This window comes from Paraburkholderia phenazinium (assembly GCF_900141745.1).
GTDB lineage: Bacteria > Pseudomonadota > Gammaproteobacteria > Burkholderiales > Burkholderiaceae > Paraburkholderia > Paraburkholderia phenazinium_B.
Map to the genome: position 1 here is coordinate 147,992 of NZ_FSRM01000002.1, position 16,710 is coordinate 164,701.

At 61.8% G+C, this 16,710-nt stretch carries 15 protein-coding genes; 4 read left to right on the top strand and 11 right to left on the bottom strand.

Going from position 1 to position 16,710, the window contains the following annotated elements:
- Positions 1-24 precede the first annotated feature (24 nt).
- From BUS06_RS20770 to BUS06_RS20810, 9 genes are all read right to left on the bottom strand, one after another.
- A complete protein-coding gene (locus BUS06_RS20770) occupies positions 25-1,362 on the bottom strand; it encodes an MFS transporter (protein WP_074266333.1) in 1,338 nt (445 codons plus the stop codon).
- Positions 1,363-1,479: 117 nt separating this feature from the next.
- Positions 1,480-2,877: an aspartate aminotransferase family protein gene (locus tag BUS06_RS20775; RefSeq protein ID WP_074266334.1), complete on the bottom strand. Its 1,398-nt coding sequence runs from the start codon at positions 2,875-2,877 to the stop codon at positions 1,480-1,482.
- 54 nt (positions 2,878-2,931) lie between these two features.
- Positions 2,932-4,446: an NAD-dependent succinate-semialdehyde dehydrogenase gene (locus BUS06_RS20780; RefSeq protein ID WP_074266335.1), complete on the bottom strand. Its 1,515-nt coding sequence runs from the start codon at positions 4,444-4,446 to the stop codon at positions 2,932-2,934.
- A 150-nt stretch (positions 4,447-4,596) separates the two neighbouring features.
- On the bottom strand, positions 4,597-5,088 hold the full coding sequence (locus BUS06_RS20785; protein ID WP_074266336.1) for an Lrp/AsnC family transcriptional regulator: 492 nt from the start codon (positions 5,086-5,088) through the stop codon (positions 4,597-4,599).
- The gene (gene doeB / locus BUS06_RS20790; protein ID WP_074266337.1) at positions 5,085-6,122 is read right to left on the bottom strand and encodes a N(2)-acetyl-L-2,4-diaminobutanoate deacetylase DoeB; all 1,038 of its coding nucleotides are present in this window, start codon (positions 6,120-6,122) and stop codon (positions 5,085-5,087) included. The genes BUS06_RS20785 and doeB overlap by 4 nt, the downstream gene beginning before the upstream one ends.
- Positions 6,123-6,127: 5 nt before the next feature.
- The gene (gene doeA / locus BUS06_RS20795) at positions 6,128-7,363 is read right to left on the bottom strand and encodes an ectoine hydrolase DoeA (protein WP_074266338.1); all 1,236 of its coding nucleotides are present in this window, start codon (positions 7,361-7,363) and stop codon (positions 6,128-6,130) included.
- A gap of 9 nt (positions 7,364-7,372) precedes the next feature.
- A complete protein-coding gene (locus BUS06_RS20800) occupies positions 7,373-8,380 on the bottom strand; it encodes a cyclodeaminase (protein WP_074266339.1) in 1,008 nt (335 codons plus the stop codon).
- A 14-nt stretch (positions 8,381-8,394) separates the two neighbouring features.
- A complete protein-coding gene (gene eutB, locus BUS06_RS20805; protein ID WP_074266340.1) occupies positions 8,395-9,390 on the bottom strand; it encodes a hydroxyectoine utilization dehydratase EutB in 996 nt (331 codons plus the stop codon).
- A gap of 91 nt (positions 9,391-9,481) precedes the next feature.
- A complete protein-coding gene (locus BUS06_RS20810; protein WP_074266341.1) occupies positions 9,482-10,879 on the bottom strand; it encodes a MocR-like ectoine utilization transcription factor EhuR in 1,398 nt (465 codons plus the stop codon).
- 241 nt (positions 10,880-11,120) lie between these two features.
- Here BUS06_RS20810 and ehuB point away from each other — a divergent pair, with 241 nt between their 5' ends.
- The 4 genes from ehuB to ehuA all read left to right on the top strand — a co-directional run bounded on the left by ehuB (position 11,121) and on the right by ehuA (position 14,261).
- The gene (ehuB, locus tag BUS06_RS20815) at positions 11,121-11,975 is read left to right on the top strand and encodes an ectoine/hydroxyectoine ABC transporter substrate-binding protein EhuB (RefSeq protein WP_074266342.1); all 855 of its coding nucleotides are present in this window, start codon (positions 11,121-11,123) and stop codon (positions 11,973-11,975) included.
- 86 nt (positions 11,976-12,061) lie between these two features.
- A complete protein-coding gene (ehuC, locus tag BUS06_RS20820) occupies positions 12,062-12,721 on the top strand; it encodes an ectoine/hydroxyectoine ABC transporter permease subunit EhuC (protein ID WP_074266343.1) in 660 nt (219 codons plus the stop codon).
- On the top strand, positions 12,718-13,377 hold the full coding sequence (gene ehuD / locus BUS06_RS20825) for an ectoine/hydroxyectoine ABC transporter permease subunit EhuD (protein WP_074266344.1): 660 nt from the start codon (positions 12,718-12,720) through the stop codon (positions 13,375-13,377). The genes ehuC and ehuD overlap by 4 nt, the downstream gene beginning before the upstream one ends.
- Positions 13,374-14,261: an ectoine/hydroxyectoine ABC transporter ATP-binding protein EhuA gene (ehuA, locus tag BUS06_RS20830; protein ID WP_438803543.1), complete on the top strand. Its 888-nt coding sequence runs from the start codon at positions 13,374-13,376 to the stop codon at positions 14,259-14,261. The genes ehuD and ehuA overlap by 4 nt, the downstream gene beginning before the upstream one ends.
- 50 nt (positions 14,262-14,311) lie before the next feature.
- Here the strand turns inward: ehuA and BUS06_RS20835 are convergent, their stop codons facing one another.
- A complete protein-coding gene (locus tag BUS06_RS20835; protein ID WP_074266345.1) occupies positions 14,312-15,715 on the bottom strand; it encodes an MFS transporter in 1,404 nt (467 codons plus the stop codon).
- Between the two features lie 224 nt (positions 15,716-15,939).
- Positions 15,940-16,704, bottom strand: coding sequence for a phosphocholine cytidylyltransferase family protein (locus BUS06_RS20840; protein ID WP_074266346.1), 765 nt, complete (start codon positions 16,702-16,704; stop codon positions 15,940-15,942).
- Between the last annotated feature and the right edge of the window lie 6 nt (positions 16,705-16,710).

The window sequence follows — 16,710 nt, forward strand, 5'->3', positions numbered from 1 at the left end:
GAAGCCGCAACACGCTCGGTCGCGCTACTTCTTGCCTGGAATCTCCCGTCCGCGCAAGGAGCAGCCGGTGGTTTCCGTAACGAACAGCAGCGCGCATGCGCCGATCACACAAGCGCCCATCATGTAGTAAGCCGGCACCAGCGTACTGCCGGTATGCGCAATGAGCCACTCGTTCACCATCGGAGCGGTGCCTCCGAAGATCGAGGTCGAGATGTTGTAGGCGATGGCCATGCCGGCATAGCGCACCTGAGTAGGGAACATTGCTGGGAACATCGCCGAGATGCTGGCCAGTTGAGGCACGTAGAGCAAGCCCAACACGGCGAAACCCGCGAGCGCACCCGCTATTCCATGCCGCATCAGGAGGAACATGGGAATGGCCGCGACGAAAAGGCCAATCAGCGAAAACCACCAGACATTCTTGCGGCCGACCCGATCAGAAAAGGTCCCGGCAAAAGGTAGAAAGACCATCATTGCCAGCATGCCAATGAGCGGGACGAGCAATGACATGTTGTCGCTCATACTCAATTGCTTCTGCATGAAGGTCGGCATATAAGCCAATAACACGTAATTGACGACATTCAAGGCCACCACCAGGCCGCCAAGCAACAGCAGCGGCTGCGCATATCCGGTCAGCAGATCTTTCAGCGGCACGCGAGCGTCGTTTTCCTCTCGGCTCGACTGCTCGAGCTCGAGAAAGACAGGCGTGTCTTCGAGTCTGGAACGCAGATAGAAGCCGATCAGCCCAAGCGGGGCCGCGATCAGAAACGGCAGACGCCACCCCCAGGCATGCATCGTTGTGTTTCCCAATGCAATGGAACAACCCAGCATCAGAAACGCGCCGAGAGAAAAGCCTGCCAGCGTGGCAAATTCGAGGAAGCTGCCGCAAAAGCCGCGCTTTTTGTCAGGCGCATATTCGGCCATGAAGGTCGCCGCGCCACCATACTCCCCTCCAGTCGAAAAACCCTGGACCATCCGTAAGACGATCAGCACCGCGGGAGCCCACCATCCGATGCTTGCATACGTTGGCACGAGCCCGACCAGCAGGGTCGCCGTAGACATCATGATGATCGTCAGCGCAAGCACATACTTGCGGCCCAGGCGGTCACCGAGCGGCCCCCAGAATAGTCCCCCGAGTGGGCGGACCAAAAACGAAATGGCGAAAGTGGCGAGCGCGAACAGCGTCGCCTGCGTCGTGTTGCCGGGGAACAGTGCGGCCGATATATACGTCAGGCCGTACGCATAGATGCCGTAGTCGAACCACTCGGTGGCATTGCCCAGCGCCGAGGCGGCGATGGCGCGCCGTAACAGGCCCGGCGAGGTGCCTTGCACAGTTTCGCCGTGCCATGGATGTACGTAACTCATGTCTTCCTCCAATCTCGAGGGATGCGGCCTGCGGCTCGGTGTCGCCGGTCTTATGTAGCCGCACCTGGTGTTGTGAAGCAGCACCCGGTGAAAGCACGCGACGGTGCGCGAATGGTGCTATGCGGTGGCCGGCTGCCCGTGTACTTCAGCGGCGATTTCGTCAACTGCGCCGCGCGCAAGACGCACGATTTCGTCCACGTCTGCGCGTGTGGCGACAAGGGGCGGCGCAAAGCCGAGAATGTCGCCGTGTGGCATGGCCCGCGCAATCAGACCACGTTGCATCGCAGCGGCCGACACACGCGGCCCAACCTTGAGCGTCGGATCGAAAGCACGCCGCTCATCCTTGTCCGCCATGAATTCCAAAGCAGCGAGCATACCCGCCCCGCGGACTTCACCTACCATTGGATGATCATCGAACGCTGCGTGCAGTTGCTCGAGCAGGTAAGCGCCGGTCTGCGCAGCGTTCTGCGTAATATTCTCGCGTTCGAGGATCTCGAGATTGGCGAGTGCCGCCGCAGCGCAAACCGGGTGACCCGAGTAGGTCCAGCCATGACCCATTGCGCCGAATTCCTGCGACGCCTTATCGATTACGTCCCACACCCCTTCACCGACAATCACGCCCGACAACGGCGCGTACGCGCTGGTCAGCCCCTTCGCAACGGTAATCAGATCGGGTTGGATACCGTAGTGTTGCGCGCCCATCTTCGAACCGAGGCGGCCAAAACCGCACACTACTTCATCGCTGATCAACAGGATGTCGTGCTTCTTCAAGACCTGCTGGATCGCGGGCCAATAGCCGTCCGGCGGCGGCAGGATGCCGCCAGTGCCCATCACCGGTTCGCCGATGAAGGCGGCAATCGTATCGGCGCCCTCCTCTGCGATCAGCCGTTCCAGTTCATCGACGCAATACGCGACGAACTGCGTTTCGTTCATCCCGGCAGGCGCCTGACGGTACCAGTGCGGACACACCGTGTGCTTCACACGTTCCAGTGGCAAATCGAAATACTGATGAAAGCTGGGCAGACCCGTGAGACTGCCGGTGACGATGCCCGAGCCGTGATAGCCGCGCTGGCGCGAGATGATCTTCTTCTTGTCAGGGCGCCCTTTGACGTTGTTGTAGTACCAGGCGAGCTTGATCTGCGTTTCGTTGGCATCCGAGCCGGACATGCCGTAGTACACCTTCTTCATCCCCGCTGGCGCCCAGTCGATAATGCGCGACGACAGTTCGATGATCGTATCTGTCGAGTGTCCGACGTACGTGTGGTAGTAGGCAAGTTTCTTCGCCTGCTCGTAGATCGCATCGGCCACTTCGGTGCGGCCATAGCCGATGTTCACGCAGTAGAGGCCAGCGAAGGCGTCAATGTACGTCTTGCCTTGGTGGTCCTCGATCCGGATGCCTTTGGCACCCGTCACAATGCGGCCCGGCAGAGCGCCGCTAGCGTGATCGTGCGCGTGCGTCGAGGGGTGCATGAAATGCGCGCGGTCTGCTTCGAAGAGCTGGTTGAGTTGGGTCATGAGGTTCTCCGTCATATTAGCGATGAGTGGGATTGGATTGCGCGGGCGACCTGGCTAGGCCGCAACAGGCGCGGGCTTACGGTGTCCTCGGGGAGGGCTTTCGGTCACCGGCACACCGAGTTCGCCGAGGCAGAAATAACGTGTCTCGACAAAAGGCTCGAAACCTTCGACGCCGCCTTCACGACCCAGCCCGGAAGCCTTGATGCCGCCGAACGGAATCGGCGCGCCGGTGAACTTCGCACCGTTCACGGACACCATCGCGAACTCCAGACGACGGATCACCTGGAATACCGTGTTCAGGTCCGTTGCGCAGAGATAAGCCGCGAGGCCGTATTCGGTGTCGTTGGCCCGTGCGATCGCTTCATCGAGTGTGTCAAATGGCGCAACCGCGGAGACAGGCGCGAAATTCTCTTCGTCGTAGACGCGCATGCCGGACGCGGTGTCGGCAATCACGGTAGGCTCGAAGAACCAGCCACCGCGCGCATGCGCCGCACCGCCCACGGTGATGCGCGCGCCTTTGGCGCGGGCATCTTCGACACGCGCCACAGTAGCGTCGAAGGCGGCCTGGTGCATGAGCGGTCCTACGTCGACGCCTGATTCAAACGCTGCCCCTACTCGCAGCGCACGCACCGCAGTGCTATAACGTTCGACAAAAGGCTCATAAACGGGCCGCGCAACGAGCATCCGGTTCGCTGCGCAACAGTCCTGTCCGGAAGTCTGAAATTTCGCGGCCACCGCGACGCGCACTGCCTGCTCCAGATCCGCGTCCTCGGTAACGATGAACGGCGCATTGCCACCTAACTCAAGCGCCGTCTTCTTGATGCCTGCTTGCGCTGCGGTCCGCATCACCAGCGCGCCCACTCGCGTCGAGCCCGTAAAGCTCACTGCACGCACGCGCGTATCGCGCACCAGCGTTTCCATCGCCATCTGCGGTTCGCCGAGCACGACGTTGAACACGCCCGCGGGCAAGCCCGCTTCTTCAGCGAGCTGCGCCAGTGCCAAGGCGGAAAACGGCGTTTCGTGCGCAGGCTTCACCACCACGGTGCAACCCGCCGCAAGCGCGGCCGCCGCTTTGCGCGTGATCATGGCCGTGGGGAAATTCCAGGGCGTGATCAACGCTGCCACTCCTACGGGCTCGATGAGAGTGCCAAGCTGGGCGCCGTCGATATGCGAAGGAATCGTACGTCCATTGAGACGGCGCGCTTCGTGCGCAAACCATTCGACAAAGCTCGCCCCGTACGTGATTTCACCGCGCGCTTCCGCCAGAGGCTTGCCTTGCTCCAGCGAGAGGATCGCAGCGAGATCGTTCTGATGACGCAAGATTAGTTCGTGCCAGCGCAGCAGTAAAGTGGCGCGCTTTGCCACCGGCAGCCAGCGCCAGTTTGAGAACGCGCGGTGTGCCGCGTCGACCGCTTGCGTGATTTGCGCAGCCTCCAGCATCGGGACATGACCCAGTACCTCCTGGTCAGCCGGGTTCTGGACGGCGACGGTCGATGCGCTCGCACTATGCACCCAACGTCCATCGACATAGCAGAGCGATTTGAATAGGACGGGATGACCCAGCAACATGACGACCTCCTGTATCCGATGTATGTCTGTTACTGTACGTCCCGCCCAGCGGCGAGTTTTCTGCTTTGGCCGCTGCAGGATGCGTGTTTTTCTGATTTTCGCGGCGGCACCTGGTGATTTTTGTGAGCCCATGACCTGTGCCCCTTGCGTTCAGGTCTCGCCCGCAACCTCATCGCCTGCCCACGCGGGCACGCCCTCCACCATGCTCTTCACCTCTTTCGTGACGATGTAGGTGAAGTACTTTTCGATGCCGAGTTCTTCGGTCAGCAATGCATCGATGAAGCGTTGATAGTGGTCGATATTGCGCGACATCACGTGCATCACATAGTCGACACCGCCACCCGTTGCGTGGCACTGCAAAACTTCGGACGCGCCGGCGATGCGCTCCTCGAAGCGGCGCATGTCGGGCGCCGTGTGCCGCGCGAGCGTCACTTCGACGATCACGCGGCTGCCCTCGAAGGCGCGCAGCCAGTCCACGTCGGCCCGATAGCCGCGAATGATGCCGCTCTCCTCAAGCCGCCGCACACGTTCCCATGCCGGCGAAACCGACAGGTTGATTTCTTCAGCGAGGTGCGACTTCGTCATGCGTCCGTCTTGCGACAGAATGCGCAGAATAGCGAGGTCGTACCGGTCGAGTTTCATGGGTTTTTACCCCACTCCACCACCTCAGCCACTACGGCTACCGTGTCACCGATCCGCACCAGCCCAGGGAAGTGGCGCGCCGCCAGCAAGCCACCACGGCGCGCGCGATATTCGACAGGCGGCAAACCCGTGCGCGTCGCGTCGTAGATTCGGGCGATCAATTCACCGCTCTCGACCCTATCGCCGAGTTCCTTGCACAGTTCAAGCAAGCCTTCATGTTCGCTCGTCGTGTAGCAGGTGCCATCCGGCATATCGAGCAGCGTGGTAGTGCGCGCTCCATCATGCGAGGCAGCGCGGGAGTTCAAATCATCGTGCCGGACAAGCACCCCCGCGTGCGCAAGGAATCCGCGTACGCCGCGCACCGCCACCGCCACGCTCCGGACGGTTGCCGTGCCACCGCCGCCCAGCTCCGTCGACACGAACACCTTGCCCGCCTCTTCGACCGCTGTATCGAACAGCCCAACGCTATCCATTTCCAGCATCCTCATTGAATAAGGTGCACCGAACGCACGCATCGCTGCTTCGCAACGTGCCTGCTGTCCGGCGTCCTGCAAAACATGAATCGCGGCCAACGGCACGAAATCGAGCGTGCGGCCGCCAGCGTGCAGATCGAGCACGTAGTCCGCCAGCGGCAACAAATAACGCTGGAAGTAATCGGCGATTTTTTCGGTCACCGTGCCATCCGGCTTACCCGGAAAACTGCGGTTCAGATTGCCACGATCGATCGGTGACGTGCGGTTTCCCGCGCGGAACGCCGGATAGTTCATGAATGGCACGATGATCACGCGCCCGGTCACGTCCGACGCTTTGAGCGCAGACGCGAGCTTCGACAACGCTATCGGCCCTTCGTATTCGTCGCCGTGATTGCCGCCGGTCAGCAACACCGTCGGCCCCTCGCCGCGACGAATGACGGTAACCGGAATCATCACCGCGCCCCAGGCCGACGCATCATGCGAATGCGGCAGTTTGAGAAAGCCATGTTGTTCGCCGTGGGCCTCGAAGTCGACCGTCGGCTGAATCGGAGATGGCCGCATGCGCCCTACTCCTTCGTGAACAGTTTGCGCGGCGTCGTACAAAAAGTCTCGACACCGGAATCGGTAATCAGAATGCTCTCGGTGATCTCGAGACCCCAGTCTTCGAGCCATAGGCCCGGCATGAAATGGAAGGTCATGCCAGGTTCCAGCACCGTCCGGTCGCCCGGACGAAGGCTCATGGTCCGCTCGCCCCAGTCGGGCGGATAGCTGGCTCCGATCGGATAGCCGCAGCGGCTGTTCTTCTCGATACCCGATTTACGCAGCACTGCGAAGAACGCATGGGCGATGTCTTCGCAGGTATTGCCCGGCTTCGCTGCAGCGAGTCCCGCCTCGATTCCTTCCACCACTGCGCGCTCGGCATCGATGAAATGCCGTGGTGGCTTGCCGAGGTACACCGTGCGCGACTGCGGGCAGTGATAGCGCTTGAAGCACCCGGCGATTTCGAAGAACGTGCCGGCGTTACGGGCAAACGGCGTGTCGTCCCATGTCAGATGGGGTGCCGCGGCATCGGCGCCGGTCGGCAGCAAGGGCACGATGGCCGGATAGTCGCCACCATGGTCTTCGACACCGCTGATGCCGGTCGCGTAAATGTCCGCAACAAGATCGCTCTTGCGCATACCTGGCTCGATGCGTTCGACAATGCGTGCATGCATCTTCTCGACGATGCGCGCCGCAATCCGCATGTATTCGATTTCACGCGGCGATTTCACCGCGCGCTGCCAGTTCACGAGCGCCGTCGCATCACGCCACTGCGCATTGGGGAGATTGCGCATCAGCGATGCATAAGCCGCCGCGCTGAAGTAGTAGTTATCCATCTCGACGCCGACACGACACGTCTGCCAACCGCGCGCTTCGATCACTTCACGGGCGAGGTAGTCCATCGGATGCCGCTCGGTGGACTGCACGTAATGATCCGGATAACCAATGATCTGCTCGTGCCGCATGAACACGGTACGGCGTGCCCCGTTTGCGTCCTGGCCACGGCCGAACCAGACCGGCTCGCCATCCATCGCCAGCAGCACGCACTGGTGGACATAGAATGACCAGCCGTCGTAGCCGGTAAGCCACGCCATATTGGTCGGATCCGATACGATCAACAGATCGATGTCCACGGCCTGCATGGCGCGGCGGGTCTTCGCAATGCGCGCATCATATTCGGCGCGCTCGAATGGCAACCGTACGCTGGGCGTTGCTGCCGCCACAGTCGCTGCCCCACGTTCCTGTTCAGTTGTTTCTGCCATCGTCCCCTCTCAGCCTTTCGCTTCGTTGCGGAAAATCGTTCCAGCTCCAGCCTCCCGTGCACGCGAAAGCGCGAGCGCGGCAATGGCCGTGTCCTGTGCACCGGTCCCGGTCAGGTCGCAAATCGTCACATCGCACTCATGCGTGCGGCCCTTGGCCTGGCCCGCGATCACCTGGCCCAGTTCGGAAAACGTTGCGTGCACATCCACCGCGCCCGCTTCCAATGCGTGGTGCAGCTCCCCCAGCACGCGCGTTTGTTGCATGCGGTCACAGAAGTAGCGTGCCGCCGCCAGTGCGGCCGGAGCGATCTCGTTCTTGTGCTCGGCGTCCGAACCCATCGCGGTGATGTGCAAGCCCGGATGCAGATCTGGCGCTTCCACCAGAGGGGTGCGGCTGGGCGTCGTGGTAATGGCGATATCCGCCTCGGCAAGTGCATGGTGGACATCACGCGCGATGTCGCAATGCACACCCAATCGTGCCGTCGTATCCGCGGCGAAGCGCTCTGCGGCTGCGCGATTGCGGGCCCATACGGAGACGCGCTCGACGCGCCGCACCAACATCAGCGCCTGCAATTGCAAGCGTGCCTGCTCGCCGGCCCCAATCATCGCGACCTGCGGCGTTGCCTGTTTTGCAAGCCAGCGCGCCGCGACGGCGCCCGCGGCTGCGGTCCGGACGGCAGTGAGATAACCGTTATCGAGCAGCACCGCTTCAGTCAGCCCGGTTTGCGCAGAGAGCACCAGCATCAATCCATTGAGACTCGGCAAACCCAACGACGGATTATTGAAAAAACCAGGACTTACCTTGATCGCAAAGCTGGCGAAGCGCGGCAGATAAGCGGTTTTCACATCGACCTCGCCGTGCTGGCCGGGCAGATCGAGACGCAGTACAGGCGGCATCGCAACTGCTTCCGTGGCGAGTGCGAGAAAGGCGGCTTCCACCTGATCGACTGCTGCCAGGTCCAGCGGCACGAGTTCGCGAAGTTGCGCTTCGCCGAGAATGGAAATGGAGGCGGACGTCATGGCCTATTCCTGTGTCACACCGCATTGACGATGCGGCGATGCTGATCGATATCGATGTTCGCGCCGCTGATCACCAGCACGAGGGGTCCGCGCCGCAACCTGTCTGCGGGCAGGACGCCGTCGAGCACGGCCGCAATGCCGACAGCCGCCGCCCCTTCGATCACTAGCCGCTCGTGCCGGTAGGCATGTTCGATGCCGCGGGCGATCGATGCCTCGTCGAGCAACACTGCTGCGTCGATCAGGTCACGTGTGAGTGCAAACGTATAGCGATTGTCGAGTCCGATCCCGCCGCCCAGCGAATCCGCCAGCGATTCGACTTCCTCGACCTGCACCGGCCGGCCGGCGGCGAGACTCGCATGCATCGCGGCGCCGCGCGACATGGTGACGCCGGTCATGCCAATCTCCGGATTGATGCTCCTGGCGGCGAAGGCCACGCCCGCAAACAGGCCACCGCCCGATAACGGCACGACGATGTTGCCGGCCTCTGGCAACGCCTCCGCGATTTCAAGGCCAATGGTGGCCTGCCCGGCAATGACGTTCAGATCGTCAAACGGCGGCACGTAGGCAAAACCCTCTTCGCGCGCCAGACGCAGGGCTTCGTGCTCCGCTTCGTCCTGGCTTCTGCCGACAATGCGCACGCACGCACCGAGTGCCCGCACGGCCTCCACCTTGTTGCCTGGAACAAGCGCCGACATGCACACCGTGGCCTCTATGGAGAGTGCCCGCGCCGCATGCGCCACTGCGCGGCCGTGATTGCCGGTCGAAGCGGTCACAACCTGTCTGCAGCCGCACTCCGCGAGCGAAGCCAGCGCGTTGGTGGCGCCGCGCAACTTGAAGCTGCCGGTCGGCTGGAGCGTCTCGAGTTTCAGAAAGACCGGCGTTTGCGCCAACGCCGACAGTGCCGGCGATTCGACCAGCGGCGTGCGCAGCACGCGGCCTTCGAGGCGGCGGCGCGCGCGGTAGACATCGACCAGGGAAAGATCGCTCGCGAAGGTCATAGTGGCTTGCATCGGTCTCAATGCAAACCAGTCTAATGTTCTAAAAACTGATTCTTATTGTCCTAGTTCATTTCAGGCTTGACCCGAAGAACATGCCAAGGCCTCACGCGAAATCATGCACCTGCGGATATTGCTCGAAGACCTCGCGCATCGTTTCGAGCGCATCTTTATAGGCCTCCTCGCTCACTTCAGCACCTACACACACGCGTACGGCATTCGGACGCTCCGCGCCTCGCACGAGGAATGGGTCAGGCGAGGTCACTGCAATGTCGCGGTTGCGCAGTTCGCGTACAAGCCGTTCCGCCTGCCAATGATCGGGCACACGCAACCACGCCGACAATGCGTGTGGATGCGCGCCCAGAACATAGGCACCGAGTATCTGCTTGAGCACGGCCTGCCGCCGCGCGAGCCGTTCGCGCTGTATCTGCACCAGCCGCGCAGCGGTGCCATCGGCGACCCAGCGTGTGGCCACCTCCGCCATCGGCGACGTCGCCATCCAGCTATTGACGCGCAACACGCTCTCAGCGCGCAGAGCGAGGCGGCGTGGCGTCGTCATATAACCGATGCGTAGTCCCGTCAGCACGGATTTGGTCATGCTCGTGCAGTAGAACGACAGCTCGGGGATCAGGCTTGCGATCGGCGTGGCGGCTTTGGCGGGCAGCGGTCCATACACGTCATCCTCGATCACGTAGACGCCATAACGCTCGGCAATGCGGGCAATCGCACGCCGCCGCGAGTCGGGCATCAGCGCGACGGTGGGATTGTTGAGCGTCGGCGTGCAAACCAGCGCGGTGACGCGCTCGCTATCGCACATCTCCTCGAAATGCTCCGGATGGATACCGTATTCGTCGATTTCAAGGCCTTTGAGCGTAAAGCCCAGGACATTGGCCGAGCCGATCACGCCGTGATCGGTCAGGCTTTCGCACAGCACTGTATCGCCGGGGCCGACCAGCGAGGCCAGCGCGAGAAAAATGCCGTGTGCCGCGCCGTTGGTGACCAGCAGCGAATCGGCAGTGGCCGGCATGCCTAGAGACGCGAGCCATGCCACTCCCGCCTGACGGTGATGCTCGAAGCCGGCAATCGGCCGGAACGCTCGAATCCAGGGCTGGTCTTCGAGCGTCGCCAGCGTCGCGCAGACCTTGCGCCACATCGCATCGTGTTCAGACGTATGGATGATGCGCGCAATAGAAAAATCGACCACGGAGCGTTCGGCGATGTCGAGCATGTAGTTCGACATGGTCTCGGTCACGCGCGCCGCCACGAAGCTGCCACGGCCCACTTCGCAGCGGATCAGGCCCTGCCGTTCGAGTTCCTTGTACGCGTTGGTAACCGTCTGCACGCTGATCGCCAGTTCCGCCGCCACGTCGCGCTGCGGAGGCAGGCGCGCGCCGGCCCGCAACGCGGAAGTTTCGATGTCGCCCGCGATCGCTTTCACCAGTCGCTTGTACTTCGACTCCACTCCGTGCACCGCGCGCACGGCTTCCCGCCACTGCTCGATCACCCTCGCCTCCCGGTATTGCCGCTGGTTTGCCCACTTATAGTGCAACCAAATGACGGCGAAAAATTATTGTCCTAGAGCAATCGGAACAAAAAAATGGCTTTGTATCCTGCGATCGAGATGCCTGCCGCGATGCGCGTATGGCAACTCTCGCGGATGCTGCGCCATTGCCTGGGGCCAACCCTTAGAGCGATCCGGCGCATGACGCGCCGCCCCATTCACAGCGTCATCTATCGGGATCGACATGAAAGCGAAGCGCACTTCAGGAATGCTGGGAGTCCTCTGCCTCGCAGCGGCGAGCATGGTTATGCATACCCAGGCCGCGTCAGCGGAAACGACGTTGCAGCGCATCCAACGCACCGGCGAAGTTCGCATCGGCTATGCGAACGAAGCGCCCTTCGCCTATACGACGCCGGACGGCCAGGTGACCGGCGAGTCGCCGGAAATTGCCCGCAAGATATTCGCCAGGCTCGGTGTGAAGAAGGTAGACGGCGTGCTTACCGAATGGGGATCGCTGATTCCCGGTCTGCGTGCGGGCCGCTTCGACGTGATCGCCGCCGGCATGTACATCACGCCGGAGCGATGCGGGCAGGTTGCGTTCGCCGATCCGCAATACCAGATTCAGGACACCTTGCTGGTTTTGCAAGGCAACCCCAAACATCTGCATAGCTACGCGGATGTGGCAAAGCAGCCTGACACGAAACTTGCGGCAATGGCGGGCACGGTTGAACTGGGCTATGCGCACGACAGCGGCGTCAAGGACGATCAGTTGCTACAGGTTCCCGACACGACCGCTCAACTGCAGGCTGTTCGCGCACGTCGTTCCGACGCTGCCGTCGGTACCGCATTGACGATGAAGGGTCTGGCAGCAAAAGATCCATCGCAGGTTGAGGCGATTGCCAGTTTCACTGATGATCCCAAGCACACCGGCTACGGCGCGCTGGCGTTTCGTCCCGAAGACACGGACCTGCGCGATGCGGTTAACAAGCAGTTGCACGCCTGGCTCGGCACGACCGATCATCTGCAGACGGTTGCGCCGTTTGGCTTCGACAAGTCAAATCTGACCACGAAGAGCGCCGCCCAAATCTGCGGTAAATAAGGCCACGGGATACGCGTGCCAGCGTGTCCATCGGGTTTCAGCCGCGCGCGCTCCTGTGCGCCGCCACATGCAAGCGAGGAACCGCCATGCGTGAACTGTTTCCCCTGTTGTTGCAGGGTACGCTCGTCACCATCGGGATCGCGGTGTGCAGCACCCTGCTCGCGATCGCCATGGCCTTCGCAGCGACTGCGGCCAGGCTCGCGCCCTGGGCGCCGTTACGCTGGATTGGCAACGTGTACGTGGAAGTGTTTCGCGGAACCTCGTTGCTGGTGCAACTATTCTGGTTCTTCTTCGTGCTGCCGCTGCCACCGTTTCATCTGGAACTGGCACCTTTCACGGTGGCTATAGTCGGACTCGGATTGCACTACGGCGCTTACGGCTCGGAAATTCTGCGCGGCGCCTTGCGCTCCGTGCCCGGCGGCCAGTTCGAAGCGGCGCTCGCGCTCAACCTGTCGCCGCTGACGCGGATGCGCCGCATCATCCTGCCGCAGGCGATGATCAATGCCTTGCCACCCGCAACCAATCTGATGATCGAGCTGCTCAAGGGCACCTCACTGGTTTCTTTGATCACGTTATCGGATCTGACCTTTCGCGCACGGCAACTCGACGAGGCCACCTTCAAGACTGCGCAGATTTTTACGCTCACGCTGGTGATCTATTTCGTGCTCGCGCAAATCCTTGTAGCGCTGATGCGGTATTTCGAGCGGCGTGCGAGTCATGGCATGAGCCAGAGGGCCGTCCGATGAACAGCTTCTTCGATCTGCACTATGCTGCGCACATCCTGCCAGCGCTGCTGCGCGCATCGCTCTATACGGTTCTCATCACGATGGTCGGCTTTGCGATCGCGCTGGTGCTCGGCCTTGTGTTGGCGATCTTGCGCCGCAGCCATCTCAAGCCGCTGTCGCGGGGAGTCGGCTTCGTCGTTGAATTTATCCGCAGCACGCCACTGCTGATTCAGGTGTACGTACTGTTCTATGTGCTACCGGTATATGGCATCACCATGTCCGCACTGACGGCCGGTACGGTCGGCATCGCGCTGCATTATGCGTGCTACACCTCCGAGGTGTACCGCGCGGGGCTCAACGGCGTGGCGCGCGGCCAGTGGGAAGCTGCCTGCGCGCTGTCGCTTTCGCCGTGGCGCACATATAGCGGCGTGATCCTGCCACAAGCGATCCGCGCCGTGATTCCGGCGCTTGGCAATTACCTCGTCGCGATGTTCAAGGACACGCCCGTGCTCTCGGCAATCACCGTCGTCGAACTGATGCAGCAGGCCAAGAATATCGGCTCGGAAACGTTCCGCTATCTGGAGCCGATCACGATGGCGGGCCTGTTCTTCCTCCTTATCAGCGTCACATTTGCACAACTTGTGCGGCGCCTCGAGTTCAGGCTGAGGCTGCCATGAAGACCGATACCGAAACATCCACCCCGTTGCAGCCGGATGCCCCCGTGATGGAGAAAGAGATGAACCGAGATCCCGCAGACGTGTTGAGCACGGCAGCAGGCTGTGAAGCCGAGGCGCCGATGGTCCGGTTCGCCGGCGTAACCAAGCGCTATGGCGCGCTCACGGTGCTCGACAGCCTTGATCTGGAAATCGCCCGCAACGAGAAAGTGGCCATCATCGGGCCAAGCGGCTCTGGCAAGTCGACGCTGCTACGCGTGCTGATGACGCTGGATCCGCTAACCGGCGGTACGATCGAAGTCGACGGCGAGCCGCTTACGCATATGTGCAAGAACGGCGAACTGGTACCGGCCTCCGTGCGGCATCTGCGCCGCGTGCGCAGCAAGATCGGTATGGTGTTTCAAAGCTTTAACCTGTTTCCGCATATGACCGCGCTCGCCAATACCATCGAAGCACCCATGCGCGTGCATGACCTTTCCCGCAAGGAGGCAACCGACCGCGCGCGGGAGCTGCTGTCGCTGGTAGGACTGGAAGACAAATGCGATCACTACCCGTCGCAACTGTCGGGTGGCCAGCAGCAACGCGTGGCCATTGCACGAGCGCTGGCGATGCGCCCAAAAGTAATGCTGTTCGACGAAGTGACGTCCGCGCTCGATCCCGAGTTATGCGGCGAAGTACTCAATGTGATCCGCCGCCTCGGGAGCGAGCACAACCTGACGATGCTGATGGTCACGCACCAGATGGGTTTTGCGCGCGAATTCGCGGACCGCGTCTGCTTCTTTTCGGAGGGGAAGATCCTCGAGCAGGGAACGCCCCAGCAATTTTTCGCTGCGCCTCAGCACCAACGGACCCAGCAGTTCTTGCGGGCAGTGCGTGAGGCGATCTGACCGCGGTTGCGTCGTGCCATCGCGGAAGTAAGACTCAACAGCCGGGTCCATCATGCGCGGCCCCGGCTACCCTTTGCGATCTCATCGCCACTACCCTGCGGCAGACGCGCCGTAACAGGAATCGAACCGACCGAGAACAAACCCACCACCAGAAACGCTGGCCAGAAGTCCGACCACACAATCGCCGGATGACCCTGCAGATGGTGCGAAATCTCCAGCACGATACCGCCGATCGTCACGCCGAGCCCAAGCGAGATCTGCTGGATCACGCTCGCCACGCTAGTGGCACGGCCGATGTCGCGGGCAGGGATATCCGCATAAGCCAGCGTATTCAGCGAGGTGAACTGCAGCGACGGGAAGAAGCCGCCGAACAGCACGATGCACCAGATTGCCCAATGCGGCATGCCGGGGAAAAACAGTCCGTAGACCGCGATCGCCAAGCCCGCCAGGCCCGCATTGACCATCAGCACCTGGCGAAATCCGAAGCGCTCCAGCACCCGCGAGGCGGCCGCCTTCATGAAGAACGCGCCGAACGCTGAAGCACAGGTAATTGAACCTGACACGAAGGCCGTCATGCCAAGCCCTTCCTGCAACGCTAATGGCAGCAGAAACGGCACCGCGCCAAGACCAATGCGAAACAGCGAGCCACCCAGCACGCTTGCATGGAAGCTCGGAATGCGCAGCAGACGCAGATCGAGCACCGGCAGTTCAACACGGCTCGCATACAACCAGTACACGAGCAGCAACGCGGCGCCGGCCACGCACATACCGAGCGACAGACTGTTCGACACCAGTTCGCCGCCCACCAGCGACGCGCCCAGCATAAACAGCGAAGCGCCGGCCGCCGACAATACGAAACCGAACCAGTCGAGCCGTCCCGGATGCGCCTCGTGGACATTGGCGATGTGCCTGTTCGTGAGCCAGATGCCGAGCACGCCGATCGGAATGTTGATGAAAAAGATCAGGCGCCAATGCAGATACGTGGTGATGAAGCCGCCGAGCGGCGGCCCAAGCACGGGGCCGAGCAACGCGGGCACCGTCAGGTAGTTCATGGCCCGGATGAACTCCGACTTCGGCAGCGAGCGGAAAATAATGATGCGTCCGACCGGCACCATCAACGCACCGCCAAGCCCCTGCACGAAGCGCGCAAACACAAACGTGCCGAGCGAACTCGATGCAGCGCACATCAGCGAGCCGGTCATGAAGATGCCGATTGCCGTGCGAAACACCGTGCGTGAGCCGAAGCGGTCGGCCACCCAACCGCAGATGGGAATAAAGACGCCGAGGCCGATCACATAACTCGTGATGGCAAGCTTAAGGGTAATGGGACTTTGGCCGAGGTCGCGCGCGAGGACGGGGAGCGACGTCACGATGACTGTGCCGTCCACGTTTTCCATGAACATCGCACATGCGACGATCAACGGGACGATGAATGCACCCAGGGCGAGAGGCATTGGCGAGACGACGGTTGACGAAACCGTCGGCGTAAAGGTGCAATTATCGCATTGCCCCGGCAACAGATGTTGTTAAGGAAGGTGATTTGCACAGCACAGCATGCTGTGATGACCCTGCGCGGAATCTGTGCGAGATGGTTGAGGATGCAACGAAGCGCGCAGAAAAGAAATGTGCCGGCATCAGCCGGCACACTCACATCGCATAGAAAGGCGGGAAGCGAAGCTTAACGCGGCGCCATGACCAGCGGCTGCAATTGCGGCAGGATCTCGGTACGGGCACGCACGACGTCATTCGGGAAGTCGATCTCGATCCACGGTGCGCCGGTCACGTCGGCAGTATCGAACACCTGGCTGCCCTCGAGCAGCAGATCGCGCACGGCCTCTTCGTGTGGCAGATTCGAGCGGCCGCTGTCGATGTAGCCCGCCACGATCTGCGCAAAGCGCTGCGCCGTTTGCTCGCGGAAACGGAAGAACCCGACCGACTCGCCAATCGTGTCGTATTCGAGGTTCACCGCGAGCTGCTTGCGCAACTCGACCGGCACGCCGTCTTTCAGACACAGCTTGACGGGCTCGTCGCCCGCTTCGAAATCACGGTCGATCAGCAGCCGGTTTGCCGTCTCGCCCGCCACCAGGGCATTCAGGATGCGCTCGTCATACAGCACGTCGGCGTCCATCAGCAAGACGTCGCCGCCGCGCGTCAATGCGTCCGCTACGGTGTGCACCGTCAGCACGCTGCCGAGGTCGAAACGCGGATTGATCACCGTCTCGACCGGGTGCGGCCAGTTGATGCGCTTCAGCTCTGCCGCGACCAGTTCCGGCTGGAAACCGAGCGCCAGCACGACGTCGGTCACGCCAGCGGTTTCGAGCATCTGCAGATGCCGCTCGAGCAGGCTCACGCCGTCGAACTGCAGCAGACACTTCGGGAACTGTTCACCAGGCGGAAGCTGGAGACGCAGGCCAAGGCCCGCAGCGAGAATAATGGCACGCATGCGCGG